Raw genomic sequence first — 15,853 nt, 5'->3', positions numbered from 1 at the left:
TGCCTCCGGTTGGTCTGTTGGTTACTTACTTGACTAAGTAACCATAGAACCTGGACCCCTGTCAAGGAATGCCGAAGGGCCGACACCTGCGGTGCCGGCCCTTCGGGTGATGCTCGGTGCGCGCGTCAGCGATAGAAGCCCTCGCGCAGGTTGATGCCGTGCTCGAGCCACGCCTTCATGGCCGCGAGCATCCCGGTCCAGCCCTCGCAGTTGCCGAATGCCGACTTCGCGCCATCGGCGGTTGCCTGCCAGGACTGCTCCGTGATGGTCACGAGCGTGCGGGCGCCATCGTCGATCGACGAGAACTCGAACGTGGTGCGGGTCTGGGCAGCGCCGTCTGCGGCATTGTCGCCGTCCCATTCGATGATGATCCGATCGGGAGCGGATGCCTCGACCACCGTGACGGGGAATCGACCGGGGAAATCCGCGAAGTCCCACGTGACGTCGGCGCCTGCCTCGAGCCGGCCGCGGGCGCCGCCGGTGGTGAAGTAGCGCGAGAGCTGCGCGGGGTCGGCGACGGCCTCGTAGACCTCGGCGATCGGTCGGGCCACGCGGCCCGACACGGAAAAGGACAGTTCGGTGAGCGTTTCGGTGGCTGACATGTTGTAAGATTACAACATGAATTCGAGCGAGGGAAGAGTTTCCGACGACGACCTCGTGTTCAAGGCTCTGGCGGCGCCGGTCCGGCGGCGGATGCTGGATGCGCTGCGCGCCGCGCCCTGCACCACGGGCGGCCTGTGCGCGCAGTTCCCCGAGATCGATCGGACGACCGTGCTGCAGCACCTCCGCGTGCTCGAGCAGGCCGAGCTCGTCATCGGGCGGAGGGTCGGCAGAGAGCGCCACCTGACCCTCGCTCCGCTGCCGATCAAGCGCATCCACGACCGCTGGATCGGCGAGTACGCGCGCGCCGCGGTCGACCTGCTCGCGGACCTGGATGCCGGGCCTCGGGACGCATAGCGGCGACGCCTAGGGTGGTGTGGTGTCCGAGTTCCCGTATGAGCGCCTGCGGCGCTTCCCCGACGTCGAGGCGCCGAATCTGCAGGCCCACGACGCGACCGATCTGCTGCTCGTCGAGCGGGGTCTCGCTGTCGCCTCCGACCGGGGCTTGACCGGTGCCGAGATCGTCGTGATCGGTGACGGATACGGTGCGATCACGCTCGCCCTGGCGGATGCCGGACTCGGAGGGCTCCGCGTGCATCAGGACCTCGCGACCGGTCGTCGGGCGCTGGTGCACAACGCAGCGGCGCTCGCATTGACTCGAAACCAGGACGCCGACCGCGTGTCGACCAACACCGAGGCCGGACGTGCCGGGAGTCATCCGGCAGTCGGCACGATATTCGTCCCGCACGAGCTGGATGCCGGGCTGCTGACCGGCGCTCGGCTCGTCCTGCTGCAGCTCCCGAAGGCGCTCGCCGAGCTCGAGGAGATCGCGGATGCCGTGGCGCGGTGGGCCGCGGATGACGTCGTGCTGATGGCCGGCGGCCGGGTCAAGCACATGACGCTCGCGCAGAACGACGTGCTGGCGCGTTCGTTCGCGCGTGTGCAGCCGCAGCGGGCGGAGCGGAAGTCACGGCTGATCGTCGCGGAGGAGCCGCGTGATGTACCGGAGACGCCGCCGTTCCCGGTGCAGGCGACGCATGATTCCGTCGGCACCGTCGGCGCACTGACCCTCGCCGCCCACGGCGGCGCGTTCGCCGGTGCACGCATCGACATCGGCACGCGGGTGCTGCTCGATGTGCTCGACCGCGTGCCGCCCGGTGATGTCGTCGTCGACCTCGGCTGCGGCACCGGCGCGCTCGCCGCCGTGTACGCGCTCACGCACCCCGGCGTCCACGTGATCGCGACCGATCGCTCGGCTGCTGCCGCGGCATCCGCTCGGGGAACCATGATCGCCAACGGCCTCGCCGAGCGCGTCGAGGTCACCCACGACGACGCCGGGTCGGAGCTGGCGGATGCTTCGGCCGATGTAGTGCTGCTCAACCCGCCGTTCCACCTCGGGACGAGCGTGCATACGGCAGCGGCGACGCGTCTGTTCGAGGCGGCTGCTCGGCTTCTCAGGTCGGGCGGCGAACTCTGGACGGTCTACAACTCGACGCTCGCGTACAGGGGTGAACTCACGCGTCTGGTCGGCCCGACCGAGCAGGTGCATCGCACGCCGAAGTTCACCGTGAGCCGCAGCATCCGCCGCTGAATCCGATACACCACTGCATCGTCCAAATCCCCGTTCAGGCGACGATTCCACGTGGTTCCGACACGCCGTCGATTTGCCCTGACCAGCCATTTTGTTACGGTGGAGAGTGGGCATGACGCCCGAAGACCAGTCCGCGACCGCGTCCTTCTTTCGATTTCAGCTGTGCTAACGAAGAGGCGTGGACGTAAGGTCGATGTTCTTTGCGGGGGATCCGAAATCCTCTGCCAGTGCCGCCATGCAGCGTTGTCGAAACGGCCTTGTGAACGTCACCCGGGCGCAACCGAAGCGGGCTCACCGAGACCCTGAAAACGGTGAGTCGCGGGGGAAACGTGACCGAAACCGCTCTTGAAGCGCGCCATCTGTTCAAGGTGTTCGGACGGAACCCGAACCAAGCCGTCCGCCGCCTGAAGTCCGGCGAATCCCGAAACGACGTCCTCGACGCCGGAACCGCTGCCGTCATCGACGCCAGCTTCTCCGTCAACAAGGGCGAGATCTTCGTCATCATGGGCCTGTCTGGTTCCGGCAAGTCCACCATCATCCGCATGCTGAACGGTCTGCACGACGCGACGGACGGCTCCGTCATCGTCGGTGGCGACCAGATCACGGGCATCCCGGCATCCCGCCTGCGCGAGATCCGCCGCGACAACGTGTCGATGGTGTTCCAGCACTTCGCGCTGCTGCCGCACCGCACCGTCGCCGCGAACATCGCCTACCCGCTCGAACTCCGCGGCGTGCCGCGCGCCGAGCGCCTCGCCAAGGCCGAAGAGGTCCTCGCCATGGTGGGGCTCGAGGGCAACGGCGACAAGTTCCCCTCCCAGCTGTCCGGTGGAATGCAGCAGCGCGTCGGCATCGCCAGAGCGCTCGCCGCCGACACCGAGATCCTGCTCATGGACGAGGCGTTCAGCGCCCTCGACCCGCTGATCCGCCGCGAGATGCAGGAGCAGCTGCTCGAACTGCAGCAGAAGCTGCAGAAGACGATCGTGTTCATCACGCACGACCTGAACGAGGCGATGTTCCTCGGCGACAGGATCGCGGTCATGCGCGATGGACGGATCGTCCAGATCGGCACACCGGAGGACATCCTCACCGACCCCGCCAACGACTACGTCGAGCAGTTCGTGCAGGATGTCGACCGTGCACGTGTGCTCACGGCATCCAACGTCATGGAGCTGCCGCGTCCGGTCGTCGCCGAGACGACGGGTCCTCGGACGGCACTGCGTCAGATGCGCGACGCCTACATGTCGGCCGCGTACGTCACCGGACGCGACCGCAAGCTCTTGGGGATCGTCACCGACCGCGATGCGATCAAGCTCGTCCGCAAGGGCGAGACGTCGCTCGCCTCGATCCTCAAGCCGGTGCCGCAGAGCGTCTCCGAGGACGAGGTCCTGATGAACCTGTTCGTCCCCGCGGTGGAGTCGCCGCTTCCGCTGGCCGTCGTCGACGGTGGCGGACGCCTCGTCGGCGTGATTCCCCGCGTCACGCTGCTGGCGGCCCTCGGCCCCGGCCCTGGCTCCACGGAGGAGATCACCCTCCCGCTGCGGCCCGTCCCGCAGGCCGAGATCGACGCCGTGCTCGATGAGGCGCAGGATGCCGCGGCCACCGCCGTCGAAGGCCAGGCACCAGAGAAGGAGGTGCTGTGATGGATGGTTTCCGCATCCCCATCGGCCAGTGGGTCGCGTCCGTCGTCGACTGGGTCAAGGACAATCTCGAGGGCCTGCTCGATCTCATCTCGTTCGTCGTGCGGTTCCTCGTCGACGGGCTGACCGACATCCTGGTCGGCACCCCGTTCCCGATCATGATCGCGATCTTCGCGCTCATCGCCTGGCTCGTCCGCTCCTGGCAGATGGCCGTCGGCACCGTCATCTCGTTCCTGCTGATCGTCTCGATGGACCTGTGGGACCTGTCGATGCAGACGCTGGCTCTCGTGCTGGTGTCGGCGGCGGTGGCGATCGCCATCGCGGTTCCGCTCGGGATCTGGTCGGCGCGCAACGACACGGTGCGGATGATCCTCAAGCCCGTCCTGGACTTCATGCAGACCATGCCCGCCATGGTGTACCTGATCCCGGCGATCGTGTTCTTCAGCATCGGCGTCGTCCCCGGACTCGTCGCGACCGTGATCTTCGCGCTCCCGCCCGGAGTCCGGCTCACCGAGCTCGGCATCCGCGGAGTCGACTCCGAGACCGTCGAGGCCGGACAGGCGTTCGGTGCGAAGCCGGGTCAGATCCTGCGCGGCATCCAGCTTCCGCTCGCGATGCCGTCCATCATGGCCGGCGTCAACCAGGTCATCATGCTCTCCCTCTCGATGGTCGTCATCGCCGGCATGGCCGGCGCGGACGGGCTCGGCAAGGAGGTCGTGCTGGCGATCTCGACCGTCAACACGGCCAAGGGCGTCGAGGCCGGACTCGCCGTCGTGCTCGTCGCGGTCTACCTCGACCGCGTCACCGCTGCGCTCGGCACGCCGAACGACTACCCGGCGTCCCTGCTGGGCGTCCTCGGCCGTCGCCGCGCGGCACAGCGCACACAGGCAGCGGATGCCGCGGCGAAAGCCGCCGCGGAGGCGGACCGCGCACAGGCGTCTCCGCACCGTGCGCCGAACGTCGGCGTCTGACGAAACCCACTGAACCCATACGGAACGCACCACAGCATACGAAAGGAAGCACCATGAAGAAGTACCGGCACATCACAGCCGTCGCAGCACTCGGAGTCACCGCATCCCTCGCCCTCGCGGGATGCGCGACCGGCTCGGACGACAACTCGGCCGGGGGCTCGGCCGAGGAGGAGAAGGGCACGATCACGCTCGGGTTCCTCCCCTCCTGGACCGACGGTCTGAGCATGGCGTACCTGCTCCAGGACCAGTTCGAGAAGCTCGGCTACGAGGTCGAGTTCGAAGAGCTCACGGAGGCGGGCCCGCTCTACACCGGTCTCGCTCAGGGCGACGTCGACATGTACCCGTCGGCATGGCCCGAGGTCACGCACGCGGACTACATGAAGGAGTACGGCGACGACCTCGAGGACCTCGGCGCGTACTACGAGAACGCCGTGCTGACGCTCGCCGTTCCGAGCTACACCGACATCGACTCGATCGATCAGCTCAAGGGCAAGGGCGACATGTTCGACGGCACCATCGTCGGCATCGAGCCGGGCGCCGGACTCACCAAGCAGACCCAGGAAGTCGCGATGCCGGCCTACGGTCTGGACGGCGAGTACACGCTGCAGACGTCGTCGACCGCCGCCATGCTGACGGTGCTCGGCGAGGCGATCGACAACAAGGAGGACGTCGTCGTCACGCTGTGGAAGCCGTTCTGGGCGAACAGCTCGTACGACGTCAAGACGCTCGAGGACCCCGAGGGCGCCATGGGCACCCCCGAGACACTGAACTTCATCGGCCACAAGGGCTTCGCCGAGGAGTTCCCCGAGGCCGCCGATCTCGTCGAGCAGATCAAGCTGGACGACGCCCAGTACGGTGCGCTCGAGGACCTCGTCGTCAACGAGTACGGCGAAGGCAAGGAAGCCGAGGCAGTGGACGCCTGGCTCGAGGAGAACGGCGACCAGTTCGACTGGGTCGTCTCCGAGTGATCCTCGCCTGAAAACGGGGGCGTCGCAGCTTCTGCTGCGACGCCCCCTTCCTTTTGCGCGCCCGCGCGCAGGACAACACCTACGGAAGAGACATACGGAACATGACGAAGCGCACACGCATCACCACCGGCATCCTGACTCTCGGACTGGGAGCCTCCCTGGTCCTCACCGGGTGCACGAGCGAGAGCTCGGCTGACACCCAGGGCCCATCGGAGATGGGCACGATCACGATCGGCTTCCTGCCGTCCTGGACGGATGCCGTCAACAACGCCTACCTGCTCGAGGACCAGCTGACCAAACTCGGCTACGACGTGGAGCTGGAGACGCTAACCGAACCGGGCATGCTCTACACCGCGCTCGCCCAGGGCGACGTCGACATCTACCCATCGGCATGGCCGGAGATCTCGCAGAAGGCGTTCATGGAGAAGTACGGCGACGACCTAGAGGATCTCGGCACCTATTACGAGGGTGCGCAAGGATTCCTCGCCGTCCCCGAGTACATGGACGACATCGACTCCGTCGACGATCTTCACGGCCAGGGCGATCGCTTCGACGGCCGGATCTACACGATCGAGCCCGGCTCCGGAACCGCGACCATGGCGGGCGAGAAGCTCTTCCCGACGCACGGACTCGGTGACGAGTACACGCTGACGTCTTCGTCGCTCGCGGCCATGCTGACCGTCGTCGACGATGCCGTGGAGTCGGAGGAGGACGTCGTGGTCACGCTCTGGAAGCCGTTCTGGGCCATCGACGCCTACGGCCTGAAGGAGCTCGAGGATCCGGAGAACGGGATGGGAGATCCAGAGGGGCTACACTTCCTCGGGCACAAGGGGTTCGCCGAGGAGTTCCCCGAGGCCGCCGACCTGATCGGGCAGATCACGCTCGACGACGAGCAGTACGGCTCGCTCGAGAACCTCGTCGTCAACGAGTTCGGGGCGGATCGTGAGGCCGAGGCCGTCGACGCGTGGCTCGAGGAGCACGAGGGGCAGCTCGACTGGGCGGTCTCCGAGTAAGGCGCGTTCCGCGCGCCGCGCGTCAGGACTCCGCGGTGACCAGCGGATCCGGCGTGCGGCGTGCGATCACGCCGCCGGTCTCGATCGGGTAGCCGTTGCGCACCCAGTACTCGTACCCGCCGAGCAGTTCGCGCACGTCGAGACCGGCGGCGAGGAGCACGCGGGCGGTGGCCGCGCCGCCGTTGCAGCCCGGCCCCCAGCCGTACACGATGAGGGTGCGGTCACGGGGGAGATCGCCGAGCCTCGCGTCGATGTCCGCGGTCGGCAGGTGCAGCGCTCCGGCGATGTGTCCGTGATCCCAGGATTCGCGGCGACGGGTGTCGACGAGCACCGCGGCATCCGATTCGACGGCCTGCGCGGCGGCGGTCACCTCGATCTCGTAGGCGAGGCGAGCGTCGACGTGGGCGAGCCGTGCGTCGAGGTCGGTCATGAACGCTCGGCGCCCAGAAGACCGGCCAGCTGCGGCAGCTGCGCCGGGTCCTCCAGGGCGGACCCGACGGCGACCACGCGGGCACCGGCGCGCAGGTACTCGCCGGCATTGGCGGCGCTCATGCCGCCGGTCGCCACGAAGCGGGCCTGCGGGAAGGGCCCGCGCATGGCGGTGAGCCACGACGCGCCGAGCACCGAGGCCGGGAAGGCCTTCAGCCACGTCAGCCCCGCCTTCATGGCGAGCTGCACTTCGCTCGCCGTGCCCACCCCGGGGATGCTGAGCAGCCCCGCGTCATGAGAGGCGCGCACCACGTCGAGATCGAGGCCGGGGCTCACGGTGAACGCGGCTCCGGCGGATGCCGCCTGGGCGACGTTCTCAGTGGACACGACGGTGCCGGCGCCGACGATCTTGCCGCGTTCCCTGCCGGCGGCGGCGACCAGCCGCAGCGCCTCGAGGTCCTCCGCGGTCTGGATGGGCAGCTCGACGACGTCGATGCCGAGGTCCCAGGCGGTGGTCGACACCGCGAGACTTCTTTCGGCGCCCATCCCGCGAAGGATCGCCATCAGCGGAGAGCCGCCGAACAGCTCCTCGAATCCCGAGTTGTCCATGAGGTCGCCTTTCCCTGTCTGCGCCATCGTCATTCCCCTACCTCCGTCGCCGCGACGCCGACTACGTCCTCGGTGGACTGCAGCACGAGGTGCGCCCGCTCGTGTCCGCTCTGCAGTCGTTCCTGCGGCGGAGCACCGGCGAGTCTCGCTGCGAGCCACCCGGCGGCGAAGGCGTCTCCGGCACCGACGGCCTCGACGACCTCGGTCGGGATCGCCGGTACGAACTCCGCGCCCTCGAGCGAGAACTCGGTCGCCCCGACGTCGCCGTCCTTGACCACGAGGTGGGCGGGAGTCGGAACCAGCGCGCGCACGTCCTCCGGTGTCGCGCATCCCCACAGCGTCTGGGCTTCGTCGAGTCCGACGAAGACGATATCGGAGCGATTCGCCAGCGCGAGCAGCACGGGGGCCGCGACCGGCGCAGCCCACAGCGCTGCGCGATGGTTCACATCGAAGCTCAGTACGGCCCTGTCGGCCGCCGCGACCCTGTCGACGATCGCGTCGATCATGGCGGCGCAGTCCTGCGAAAGAGCGGGCGTGATGCCGGAGATGTGGACGATCTCGGCATCCTCGAGAGGAATGGCCGCGACGCTCTGCGGGCTCATCCGGGATGCCGCGGATCCTGCTCGGTAGTAGTGCACGCCGTGACCCGGGTCCTTGAAGTAGACCCCGGTGGGGGCATCAGGGTCCAGCGTGACCCAGCCGGTGTCCACGCCCTGTTCGGTGAGAGTGCGGCGGACGCGGTGTCCGAGCGGGTCGTCGCCGAGCGCGCTGACCCACGCCGCGTGGTGTCCGAGCAGCGCGACATGCGCGGCGACGTTCGATTCGGCGCCGCCGACGGTCAGGCGGAGGCTCTCTGCATCGGTGAGCCGCGTCGCGTCGTGGGGAGTGATGAGCGCCATCGTCTCGCCGAGGGCGATGAGTGCCGGGGCGGGGTGCATCGTGCGATTCGTGAGGTCCATGATGAGTCGCCTACCGGCCGATCCTCGCCTCCTCCAGGTAGCTGTACGCGGTCACTCGCGAGATGCCGAGTCGTTTCGCGATCGCCTCGACGGACTTGCGCATCTGCGTCGCGCCGCGCTCGTCGAGGCGCTTGAGGACGCTGATCTTGTCGTCGCGGGACATGTTCTCGACCGGTCGGCCGATCTCGTGGATGGCGTCGCTGATCATCGAATCCATCACCGCGACGAGGTCCGTGCCGAAGTGCTCCTTGGGGCTGTCCGCCGTCGCCGTCGACGGCAGGAGCGCGGTGAGCATGTTGCGCACCTGCTGGAGCGGGCTGAGGTCGACGTTGATGCACAGCGACGCGATGATGTCGCCGACGGAGTTGTGGAAGTACACCGACGAGCAGCGCAGCTCCCGTCCGTCGCTCGTGTAGCCGGTGTAGCCGAACGCGTCGTGGTCCGCGCGTCGGTCCTTCATCACGTCCAGTCCGAGCGACGTGGACGGACCTCCGACCGCTCGCCCGGTGACATGGCCGTTCTCGATCGCCATGATCGTGTGACCGAGGTCGACATCGGCCCCGTCGAGGTTGTGCAGCACGACTTCGGTCGTCGGACCGGCGGCGGTCGCGAGCGCTCGCATCACGGGCCGATAGAGGCGCAGCACCTCCTCGGCGCTCTCGTACGTCTGCCGTGCCGCCTCGCCGGCGAATGCCTCTGCTGCGTCTTCTGCTGCGGTCCTGATCGTCATCGCTCACCCACTGAACAAAAAATTCGAGAGATAGACAGAATGTCTATCCGCCTGCTAGCTTAGCGTCACCCAACACGAGACGTCGAGGCCGAACATCCCGTTCCGGCCCGTCCTCACCCAGCAAGGAGGCTCGGATGACGACTGTTTCCGCATCACGTGGTCTGTCCCCGAAGCAGCGCAAGACGGTCGCTGGCGGGGCCATCGGCACGCTCATCGAGTACTACGACTACTACCTGTACGGCCTCGCCGCCGCCGCGGTGTTCCCTGCCGTGTTCTTCTCGTCCAACGATCCCCTGATCGCTCAGCTCGCGTCGTTCGCGACGTTCGCCGTCGGGTTCTTCCTGCGCCCGCTCGGCGGCATCATCTGGGGAATCGTCGGCGACCGCGTCGGCCGCAAGGTGGTGCTGATGAGCACCGTCGTCGGCATGGGACTGGCCACCACCGCCATCGGCCTGATCCCGTCCGACCAGACGATCGGGATCGCGGCTCCCCTGCTGCTGCTGTTCTTCCGAATGCTGCAGGGCTTCTTCGTCGGCGGTGAGATGGGCGGGGCCGCGACCATGGTGGTCGAAGCCGCACCCACCGGCAAGCGCGGACTCTACGGGGCATTCCTGATCACCGGCGCCGGCATCGCCAACGTCGCCTCCGGCGGACTCATGGCACTGCTCGGCCTCACCCCCGAGTCGTGGTTCCTGCAGTGGGGCTGGCGCATCCCGTTCGTCTTCTCGATCGTGCTCGCGATCGCGGCCGTGATCCTGCGCCGTCACCTCGAGGATTCGGACGAGTTCATCGAGACGCAGGCGCTGCAGATCGCCGCAGCCGGGAAGAAGGCGAATCCCCTCGTCGAGGCGTTCCGTCACCCGAAGAACGCGATCATGGGCATCCTGATCGGACTGCCGCAGTCGATCGCAGGCTACGTCGTGCTCACCTTCGGTCTCGCATACATGCTGTCCGATGAGAACATCCCCGTGTGGGTCGGCTTCGCCGGAACGATGATGGTCGGTCTGCTGCAGATCGTCGTCGCGCCCCTGTGGGGTGCGATCTCGGACCGCATCGGCCGGCGGACCGTCTACATCATCGGATGCCTCGGCTTCGCGGCCATGGTGTATCCGACGTTCGCGCTGTTCGACACGGGGAACATGTGGTTGATCTGGCTCGGCCAGATCCTCGGCTTCGTGGTGTTCGGCGTGGCGATGCAGGCCACGCTGTCGACGATGCTGGTGGAGATGTTCGACCCGGAGGCGCGCACGACCGGCGTCAACATCGGGTACCAGATGTCCAACACGCTCGGCGGCGGGCTCGCACCGCTGATCTGCACCGCGCTGGTCGCCGCCGCGGGCGGCGCGTTCTGGCCGGTCGTCATCTACGCGGCCGTGATCGCCGTCATCGGCGTGATCGCCACGCTGATGGCATCCATCCGTCCCGATGTCGAGGGCGCCGGTCGACTTCACGAACTGGCGGCGACCGCGACTCTCAAGACGGTCCGCTGAGGAAGGGGTCCGGAATGCTCGACAGGGATGAAGCGCCGCTGACAGCGCGCGACAAGGGGCTGCCCGAAAGGGCGGTCGGCGCGACGATCGCGGAGTTCCTCGCGACACGTCCGCATCTGGACGAGTTCTGGACCCCTCTCATCGCGCTCGATGACGCCGCGATGGACGCCAACGTCGCCACCATGGCGACCTGGTGCGCCGAGCGAGGCATCGAGATCATGCCGCACGGCAAGACGACGATGGCGCCGGTGCTCTGGAACCGGCAGCTCGACGCCGGCGCGACGGGAATCACCCTCGCGACGATGGGTCAGGTGCGAACGGGGCGCGACCGCGGTCTCGACTCCGTCATGCTCGCCAACGCCGCGGTCGACCCCCGTTCGCTCGGGTGGCTCGCCGGCGAACTGACGGACCCGGACTTCCGGTTCGTGAGCTGGGTCGATTCCATCGCCGCGGTCGAGGCGATGGAGCACGGACTGCGCGCGGCCGGTGCGTCGCGCGCCGTCGACGTGTGCGTCGAGCTGGGCACCGCCGGCGGCCGTACCGGCGCGCGTTCGGTCGCCGAGGCCGTGCGCGTCGCCGAGCGCATCGCGGCTTCTCCCTGGCTGCGCCTCGCCGGCGTCGCCGGATACGAGGGCAGCCTGGGCCACGACCGTTCACCGGCCGCGCTCCGGGCCGTCACGACGTACCTGGAGGCGCAGCTCGAACTGCACTCCGCACTCGCGTCGCTCTACGACGATGGCGACATCGTTCTGACGGCCGGAGGCAGCGCCTACTTCGACATCGTCGCGGACATCTGGGGCGGCGTCTCCCGCGACGAGAGGACTCGCTTCGTCCTCCGCTCCGGCGCGTACATCGTGCACGATGACGGCTTCTACCGCGGCATCTCCCCGTTCGACGAAGGAGCGGCCGACTCGGCCGGTTCGCTGCGGTTCGTCAATGCCATGCACGGATACGCCCGGGTGGTGTCCAGCCCCGAACCGGGTCTCGCACTGGTCGACGGAGGCAAGCGCGATCTGCCGTACGACGAAGGGATGCCGATCCCACGCGCGTGGCGTGCCCCGGCGTCCGAGGCGTGGAACCCGTTGCAGGCGGAGGTCTCCGCGATGAACGATCAGCACTCGTATGTGCGCTCCGAGCAGTCGTTGCCGATCGGATCGGTCGTCCGCCTCGGACTGTCGCATCCGTGCACCGCGTTCGACAAGTGGCGCATCCTGCCCGTCGTCGAGTCAGCGGAGTCGGACCTGGTGGTCGACCTCGTCCGCACCTGGTTCTGAGGAGGAGCCGATGAACACTCGCACCGTGCTGCGCGGCGGATCCGTGATCACTCCGGACGGGCCGGTGCGCGCCGACGTCGCGATCGAGACCGGCGAGGTGACCAGGGTGGGGCGCATCAGCGCCCGCGAGGACGACACCGTCCTGGACGTCTCCGCTCGATTCGTGCTGCCCGGTTTCATCGACGTGCACTCGCACGCCGACGGACTGCTCGGAGACCCCGAGGTCACGCGGACGCTGCTGCGGCAGGGCATCACCACAGTGATCGCAGGGCAGGACGGCGTGTCGTACGCTCCGGGCGACGGCGCGTACGCCTCCGAGTACTTCGCCGCGATCAACGGGACCCACCCGTTGTACCGGGGCGGCGGTGTGGCCGCGTACCTCTCGGCCGTCGAGGGCACGTCCGCGGTCAACGCGGGTTATCTCGTGCCGGCCGGAACGGTGCGCTTCGAAGTGTGCGGTCGGGATGACCGTCCGGCGAGCGATGACGAGCGGCGTCGCATGGCGGATCTCATCGCGGAGGGGATGGATGCCGGGGCGCTCGGCCTTTCGAGCGGACTCGACTACGTGCCGGGGATCTTCCAGGACGCAGCCGAGATCGCCGCGCTGTGCGCGCCCGTCGCCCGAGCCGGTGGCGTCTACGTCACTCACATGCGCGGAGGATACGAGTCGAACACCGCCGCCGGCATCGCCGAGGTGGCGGAGATCTCACGACGGGCCGAACGCGAGTCCGGATCTCCGCTGAAGGTGCACATCTCGCACTTCCATGCCGATGCCGACATCGTGCTGGGCCAGCTGGGCGCGCTCGAGGAGTCCGGGGTGGACGCGACGTTCGACGCCTACCCTTACGTCCGCGGGTGCACGCTCCTGGGCATGCCCCTGCTGCCCCCGGAGATCTCGGCATTGCCCAGGGAGCAGGCGGTCGCGGTGATCGCGGACCCCGCACGCCGTGCAGACCTGCGCGAGGCCTGCACGAAGCGCGCGGCGCAGAGCGCCAGCCTCGGACCGGACTGGCCGGACATGATCACGCTCGCCCACATCGCCGCTCCCGAGTGGGCATGGGCGATCGGACTCACGCTGCGCGCAGCGGCCGAACGCGCAGGCGCATCTCCGATCGACATCGCGCTCGACGCGCTCGCGGCCTCCCACCTGGAGTGCAGCGCCGTGATGGCGGTTCGTCATCCCCGATCCAGCACGGAACTCGCGCGCATCTTTTCCCATCCGGCGCACACCGGCGGCTCGGACGGCATCCACATCGGCGCGCACCCGCACCCGCGTGCGGCGGGAACGTTCGCGCGTTTCCTTCGCGAGTACGTGCGCGAGCTGGGTTCCTGGAGCTGGTCCGATGCCGTGCATCACCTGTCGGCGCTGCCGGCTCGCCGATTCGGACTCGGTCGACGCGGTACCGTCGAGGCCGGGTCGGTCGCCGATCTCGTGATCGTCGACCCGGCGACGGTCACGGACACGTCCACCTACGAGCGTCCGCGCGTCTCGGCGGTCGGCATCGACGACGTCTTCGTCGCCGGCATCCGCGTGCTCGCCCGTGGCGAGCCGACGGGGGCGCTGCCGGGCCGCGGTCTCCGCCGGGCTCCCGATCGCCCCTCCTGAGGTTTCCCCGTGCGGGGATCAGACCTGTTGTCAACAGAAAGGAAAAGCACCATGCCGAAGACCGGTTTCCACACCGAGGGCGTGCCCGCTCCCGCAGGCCCCTACAGCCATGGAGTCGTCGCGAACGGCTTCCTCTACACGGCCGGGTTCGGCCCGCAGGATGCCGCGAACGGCAATGCGATCGCCGAGAACGTGGGCGACCAGACCCGCCAGGTCCTGCGCAACATCCGGACCGTGCTCGCCGTGCACGGGCTGACGATGGACGACGTCGTGAAGTCGACGGTGCACCTGCAGGATCTCAGCGACTTCGCCGAGTTCAACGTCGCCTACGAGGAGTTCTTCACCGCTCCGTATCCGGTGCGCACGACGGTGGGCTCGCAGCTGGCGAGCATCCTCGTCGAGATCGACGTGGTCGCCGCCCTCCCGCAGGGCTGATCCGTCCGAGCGGGGGCGCGGCGCGCCCCCGCTCGCCGATGCGTGCGTCGGAGCGACTGTCAAGTCCCCGTTCACCGCAGCATCCGGTGACGTAGCCTTCTGGCATGGACGGTTTCGCGGCTGTCGACTTCTTCTTCGCACGCGAGGTCCTGCAGAGAGGCGTCGCGGCGCTGTATCTCGTCGCGTTCATCTCGTCGCTGAACCAGTTCCGCCCGCTGCTCGGAGAGCGCGGCCTGCTCCCGGCTCCGCAGCTGCTGGAGTGGGTCGGCTCGTCGGCATCTCGAAAGCGGATGCTGCACCCGACGCTCTTCACCCGCATCCGCTATACCGACAAGCGGTTGGTCGGTCTGTGCTGGGCGGGCATCGTGGTCTCGGCATCCCTCGTCGCCGGCATCCCGCAGTGGGGACCGAGCTGGGTGCCCATGCTGGCGTTCCTCGCCCTGTGGGGCGGGTACATGTCGATCACGAGCATCGGGCAGACGTTCTACTCGTTCGGGTGGGAGATGCTGCTGCTGGAGGCCGGATTTCTCGCGGCGTTCCTCGGATCCGTGCACGAACCGCCGCCGACCGTGGTGATCGTGCTGTTCTGGTGGCTGGTGTTCCGCCTCGAGTTCGGCGCCGGGATGATCAAGATCCGGGGCGGACGCGAGTGGCGCGACCTCACCGCGCTGACCTATCACCACGAGACGCAGCCGATGCCGGGACCGCTGAGCCGGCAGGCGCACCTGATGCCGCGGTGGTTCCACAAGGGCGAGGCGGTGGGCAATCACTTCGCGCAGCTGGTCGTGCCGTTCTTCCTGTTCGCGCCGATCCTGTCGCTCGTCGTACCAGGTCCGCTGCCGCTTCTCGTCGGTGCCGTCGCGGCGGCGATCGTCATCGCGACGCAGCTGTGGCTCGTCGCGACGGGCAACTTCGCCTGGCTGAACTGGGCGACCATCGTGCTGGCGTTCTCAGCGATCGGGATCCCTGGACCGGCTCGCCAGGAGCCCATCCCGCTGTACTGGATCGTGGTGACCTCGGCCGTCGGCATCCTGTACGTCGTGCTGAGCTGGCCGGCCCTGCGGAACCTGTTCGCCCGCCGGCAGCTCATGAACGCGAGCTTCAACCGGTACCAGCTCGCGAACGCCTACGGCGCCTTCGGCACCGTCACCAAGGAGCGGATCGAGATCGTCGTGGAGGGCACTCTCGCCGAGGAGCCGGGGGATGCCGACTGGGTCGAGTACGGGTTCAAGGGCAAGCCGGGGGCGCTGAAGCGGATGCCGAGGCAGTTCGCGCCGTACCATCTGCGCCTGGACTGGCTGATGTGGTTCCTGCCGCTCGGACGGTCGCTGAACGACTGGTTCACGGCGTTCCTGGTGCGGCTGCTCGAGGCCGACCCGCCCACGCTGCGTCTGCTCGCTGCGGATCCGTTCGATGGGGAGCGTCCGCGGTGGGTGCGCGCCGTGTCGTACCGGTATCGGTTCGCCCCGCGCAGGGCGGATGCCGTGTGGGTGCGCGACCGGCGCCGCGAGGTCATGGGGGCGGTGTCGCTGCGCTGACGG

General features: G+C 68.2%; 16 protein-coding genes. 11 read left to right on the top strand and 5 right to left on the bottom strand.

Going from position 1 to position 15,853, the window contains the following annotated elements:
• Positions 1 to 125 precede the first annotated feature (125 nt).
• Positions 126 to 602, bottom strand: coding sequence for an SRPBCC domain-containing protein (locus ACI7YT_RS18255; protein WP_406247605.1), 477 nt, complete (start codon positions 600 to 602; stop codon positions 126 to 128).
• A 16-nt stretch (positions 603 to 618) separates the two neighbouring features.
• Here ACI7YT_RS18255 and ACI7YT_RS18250 point away from each other — a divergent pair, with 16 nt between their 5' ends.
• From ACI7YT_RS18250 to ACI7YT_RS18225, 6 genes are all read left to right on the top strand, one after another.
• Complete coding sequence (locus tag ACI7YT_RS18250; RefSeq protein WP_406247603.1) at positions 619 to 957, top strand: ArsR/SmtB family transcription factor; 339 nt, start codon at positions 619 to 621, stop codon at positions 955 to 957.
• A 22-nt stretch (positions 958 to 979) separates the two neighbouring features.
• Complete coding sequence (locus ACI7YT_RS18245; protein WP_406247602.1) at positions 980 to 2,191, top strand: class I SAM-dependent methyltransferase; 1,212 nt, start codon at positions 980 to 982, stop codon at positions 2,189 to 2,191.
• Between the two features lie 329 nt (positions 2,192 to 2,520).
• Positions 2,521 to 3,831, top strand: coding sequence for a glycine betaine/L-proline ABC transporter ATP-binding protein (locus ACI7YT_RS18240; RefSeq protein WP_406247600.1), 1,311 nt, complete (start codon positions 2,521 to 2,523; stop codon positions 3,829 to 3,831).
• A complete protein-coding gene (locus tag ACI7YT_RS18235) occupies positions 3,831 to 4,799 on the top strand; it encodes an ABC transporter permease (protein WP_406247599.1) in 969 nt (322 codons plus the stop codon). The genes ACI7YT_RS18240 and ACI7YT_RS18235 overlap by 1 nt, the downstream gene beginning before the upstream one ends.
• A 53-nt stretch (positions 4,800 to 4,852) precedes the next feature.
• Positions 4,853 to 5,767, top strand: coding sequence for a glycine betaine ABC transporter substrate-binding protein (locus tag ACI7YT_RS18230; protein ID WP_406247598.1), 915 nt, complete (start codon positions 4,853 to 4,855; stop codon positions 5,765 to 5,767).
• Between the two features lie 101 nt (positions 5,768 to 5,868).
• Complete coding sequence (locus ACI7YT_RS18225) at positions 5,869 to 6,780, top strand: glycine betaine ABC transporter substrate-binding protein (RefSeq protein WP_406247596.1); 912 nt, start codon at positions 5,869 to 5,871, stop codon at positions 6,778 to 6,780.
• A 22-nt stretch (positions 6,781 to 6,802) separates the two neighbouring features.
• Here the strand turns inward: ACI7YT_RS18225 and ACI7YT_RS18220 are convergent, their stop codons facing one another.
• The 4 genes from ACI7YT_RS18220 to ACI7YT_RS18205 are packed head-to-tail and all read right to left on the bottom strand — an operon-like array spanning position 6,803 to position 9,507.
• Positions 6,803 to 7,210: a rhodanese-like domain-containing protein gene (locus ACI7YT_RS18220; protein WP_406247594.1), complete on the bottom strand. Its 408-nt coding sequence runs from the start codon at positions 7,208 to 7,210 to the stop codon at positions 6,803 to 6,805.
• Positions 7,207 to 7,845, bottom strand: a complete 639-nt coding sequence (locus tag ACI7YT_RS18215) for a bifunctional 4-hydroxy-2-oxoglutarate aldolase/2-dehydro-3-deoxy-phosphogluconate aldolase (RefSeq protein ID WP_406247593.1) — start codon at positions 7,843 to 7,845, stop codon at positions 7,207 to 7,209. The genes ACI7YT_RS18220 and ACI7YT_RS18215 overlap by 4 nt, the downstream gene beginning before the upstream one ends.
• Positions 7,846 to 7,847: 2 nt before the next feature.
• The gene (locus tag ACI7YT_RS18210) at positions 7,848 to 8,777 is read right to left on the bottom strand and encodes a sugar kinase (protein WP_406247591.1); all 930 of its coding nucleotides are present in this window, start codon (positions 8,775 to 8,777) and stop codon (positions 7,848 to 7,850) included.
• Between the two features lie 10 nt (positions 8,778 to 8,787).
• Positions 8,788 to 9,507, bottom strand: a complete 720-nt coding sequence (locus ACI7YT_RS18205; RefSeq protein ID WP_406247590.1) for a transcriptional regulator — start codon at positions 9,505 to 9,507, stop codon at positions 8,788 to 8,790.
• Between the two features lie 134 nt (positions 9,508 to 9,641).
• On the opposite strand from ACI7YT_RS18205, the gene ACI7YT_RS18200 reads away from it, so the two are divergent.
• From ACI7YT_RS18200 to ACI7YT_RS18180, 5 genes are all read left to right on the top strand, one after another.
• Entirely contained in the window at positions 9,642 to 10,997 is a 1,356-nt protein-coding gene (locus tag ACI7YT_RS18200) for an MFS transporter (RefSeq protein WP_406247589.1), read from the top strand.
• A gap of 14 nt (positions 10,998 to 11,011) precedes the next feature.
• Positions 11,012 to 12,271 (top strand): alanine racemase, encoded by a 1,260-nt coding sequence (locus tag ACI7YT_RS18195; protein WP_406247587.1) that lies wholly within the window; start codon positions 11,012 to 11,014, stop codon positions 12,269 to 12,271.
• Between the two features lie 10 nt (positions 12,272 to 12,281).
• Entirely contained in the window at positions 12,282 to 13,877 is a 1,596-nt protein-coding gene (locus ACI7YT_RS18190) for an amidohydrolase family protein (RefSeq protein ID WP_406247585.1), read from the top strand.
• A 51-nt stretch (positions 13,878 to 13,928) separates the two neighbouring features.
• A complete protein-coding gene (locus ACI7YT_RS18185) occupies positions 13,929 to 14,312 on the top strand; it encodes a RidA family protein (protein WP_406247583.1) in 384 nt (127 codons plus the stop codon).
• Positions 14,313 to 14,416: 104 nt separating this feature from the next.
• On the top strand, positions 14,417 to 15,850 hold the full coding sequence (locus ACI7YT_RS18180; RefSeq protein ID WP_406247582.1) for a lipase maturation factor family protein: 1,434 nt from the start codon (positions 14,417 to 14,419) through the stop codon (positions 15,848 to 15,850).
• Positions 15,851 to 15,853 lie beyond the last annotated feature (3 nt).

Source organism: Microbacterium sp. M (genome assembly GCF_045181065.1).
In the GTDB taxonomy this organism is placed as follows: Bacteria; Actinomycetota; Actinomycetes; order Actinomycetales; family Microbacteriaceae; genus Microbacterium.
The sequence above is the reverse complement of the archived record's forward strand: the minus strand, read 5'-3'. Positions and strand labels throughout refer to the sequence as shown.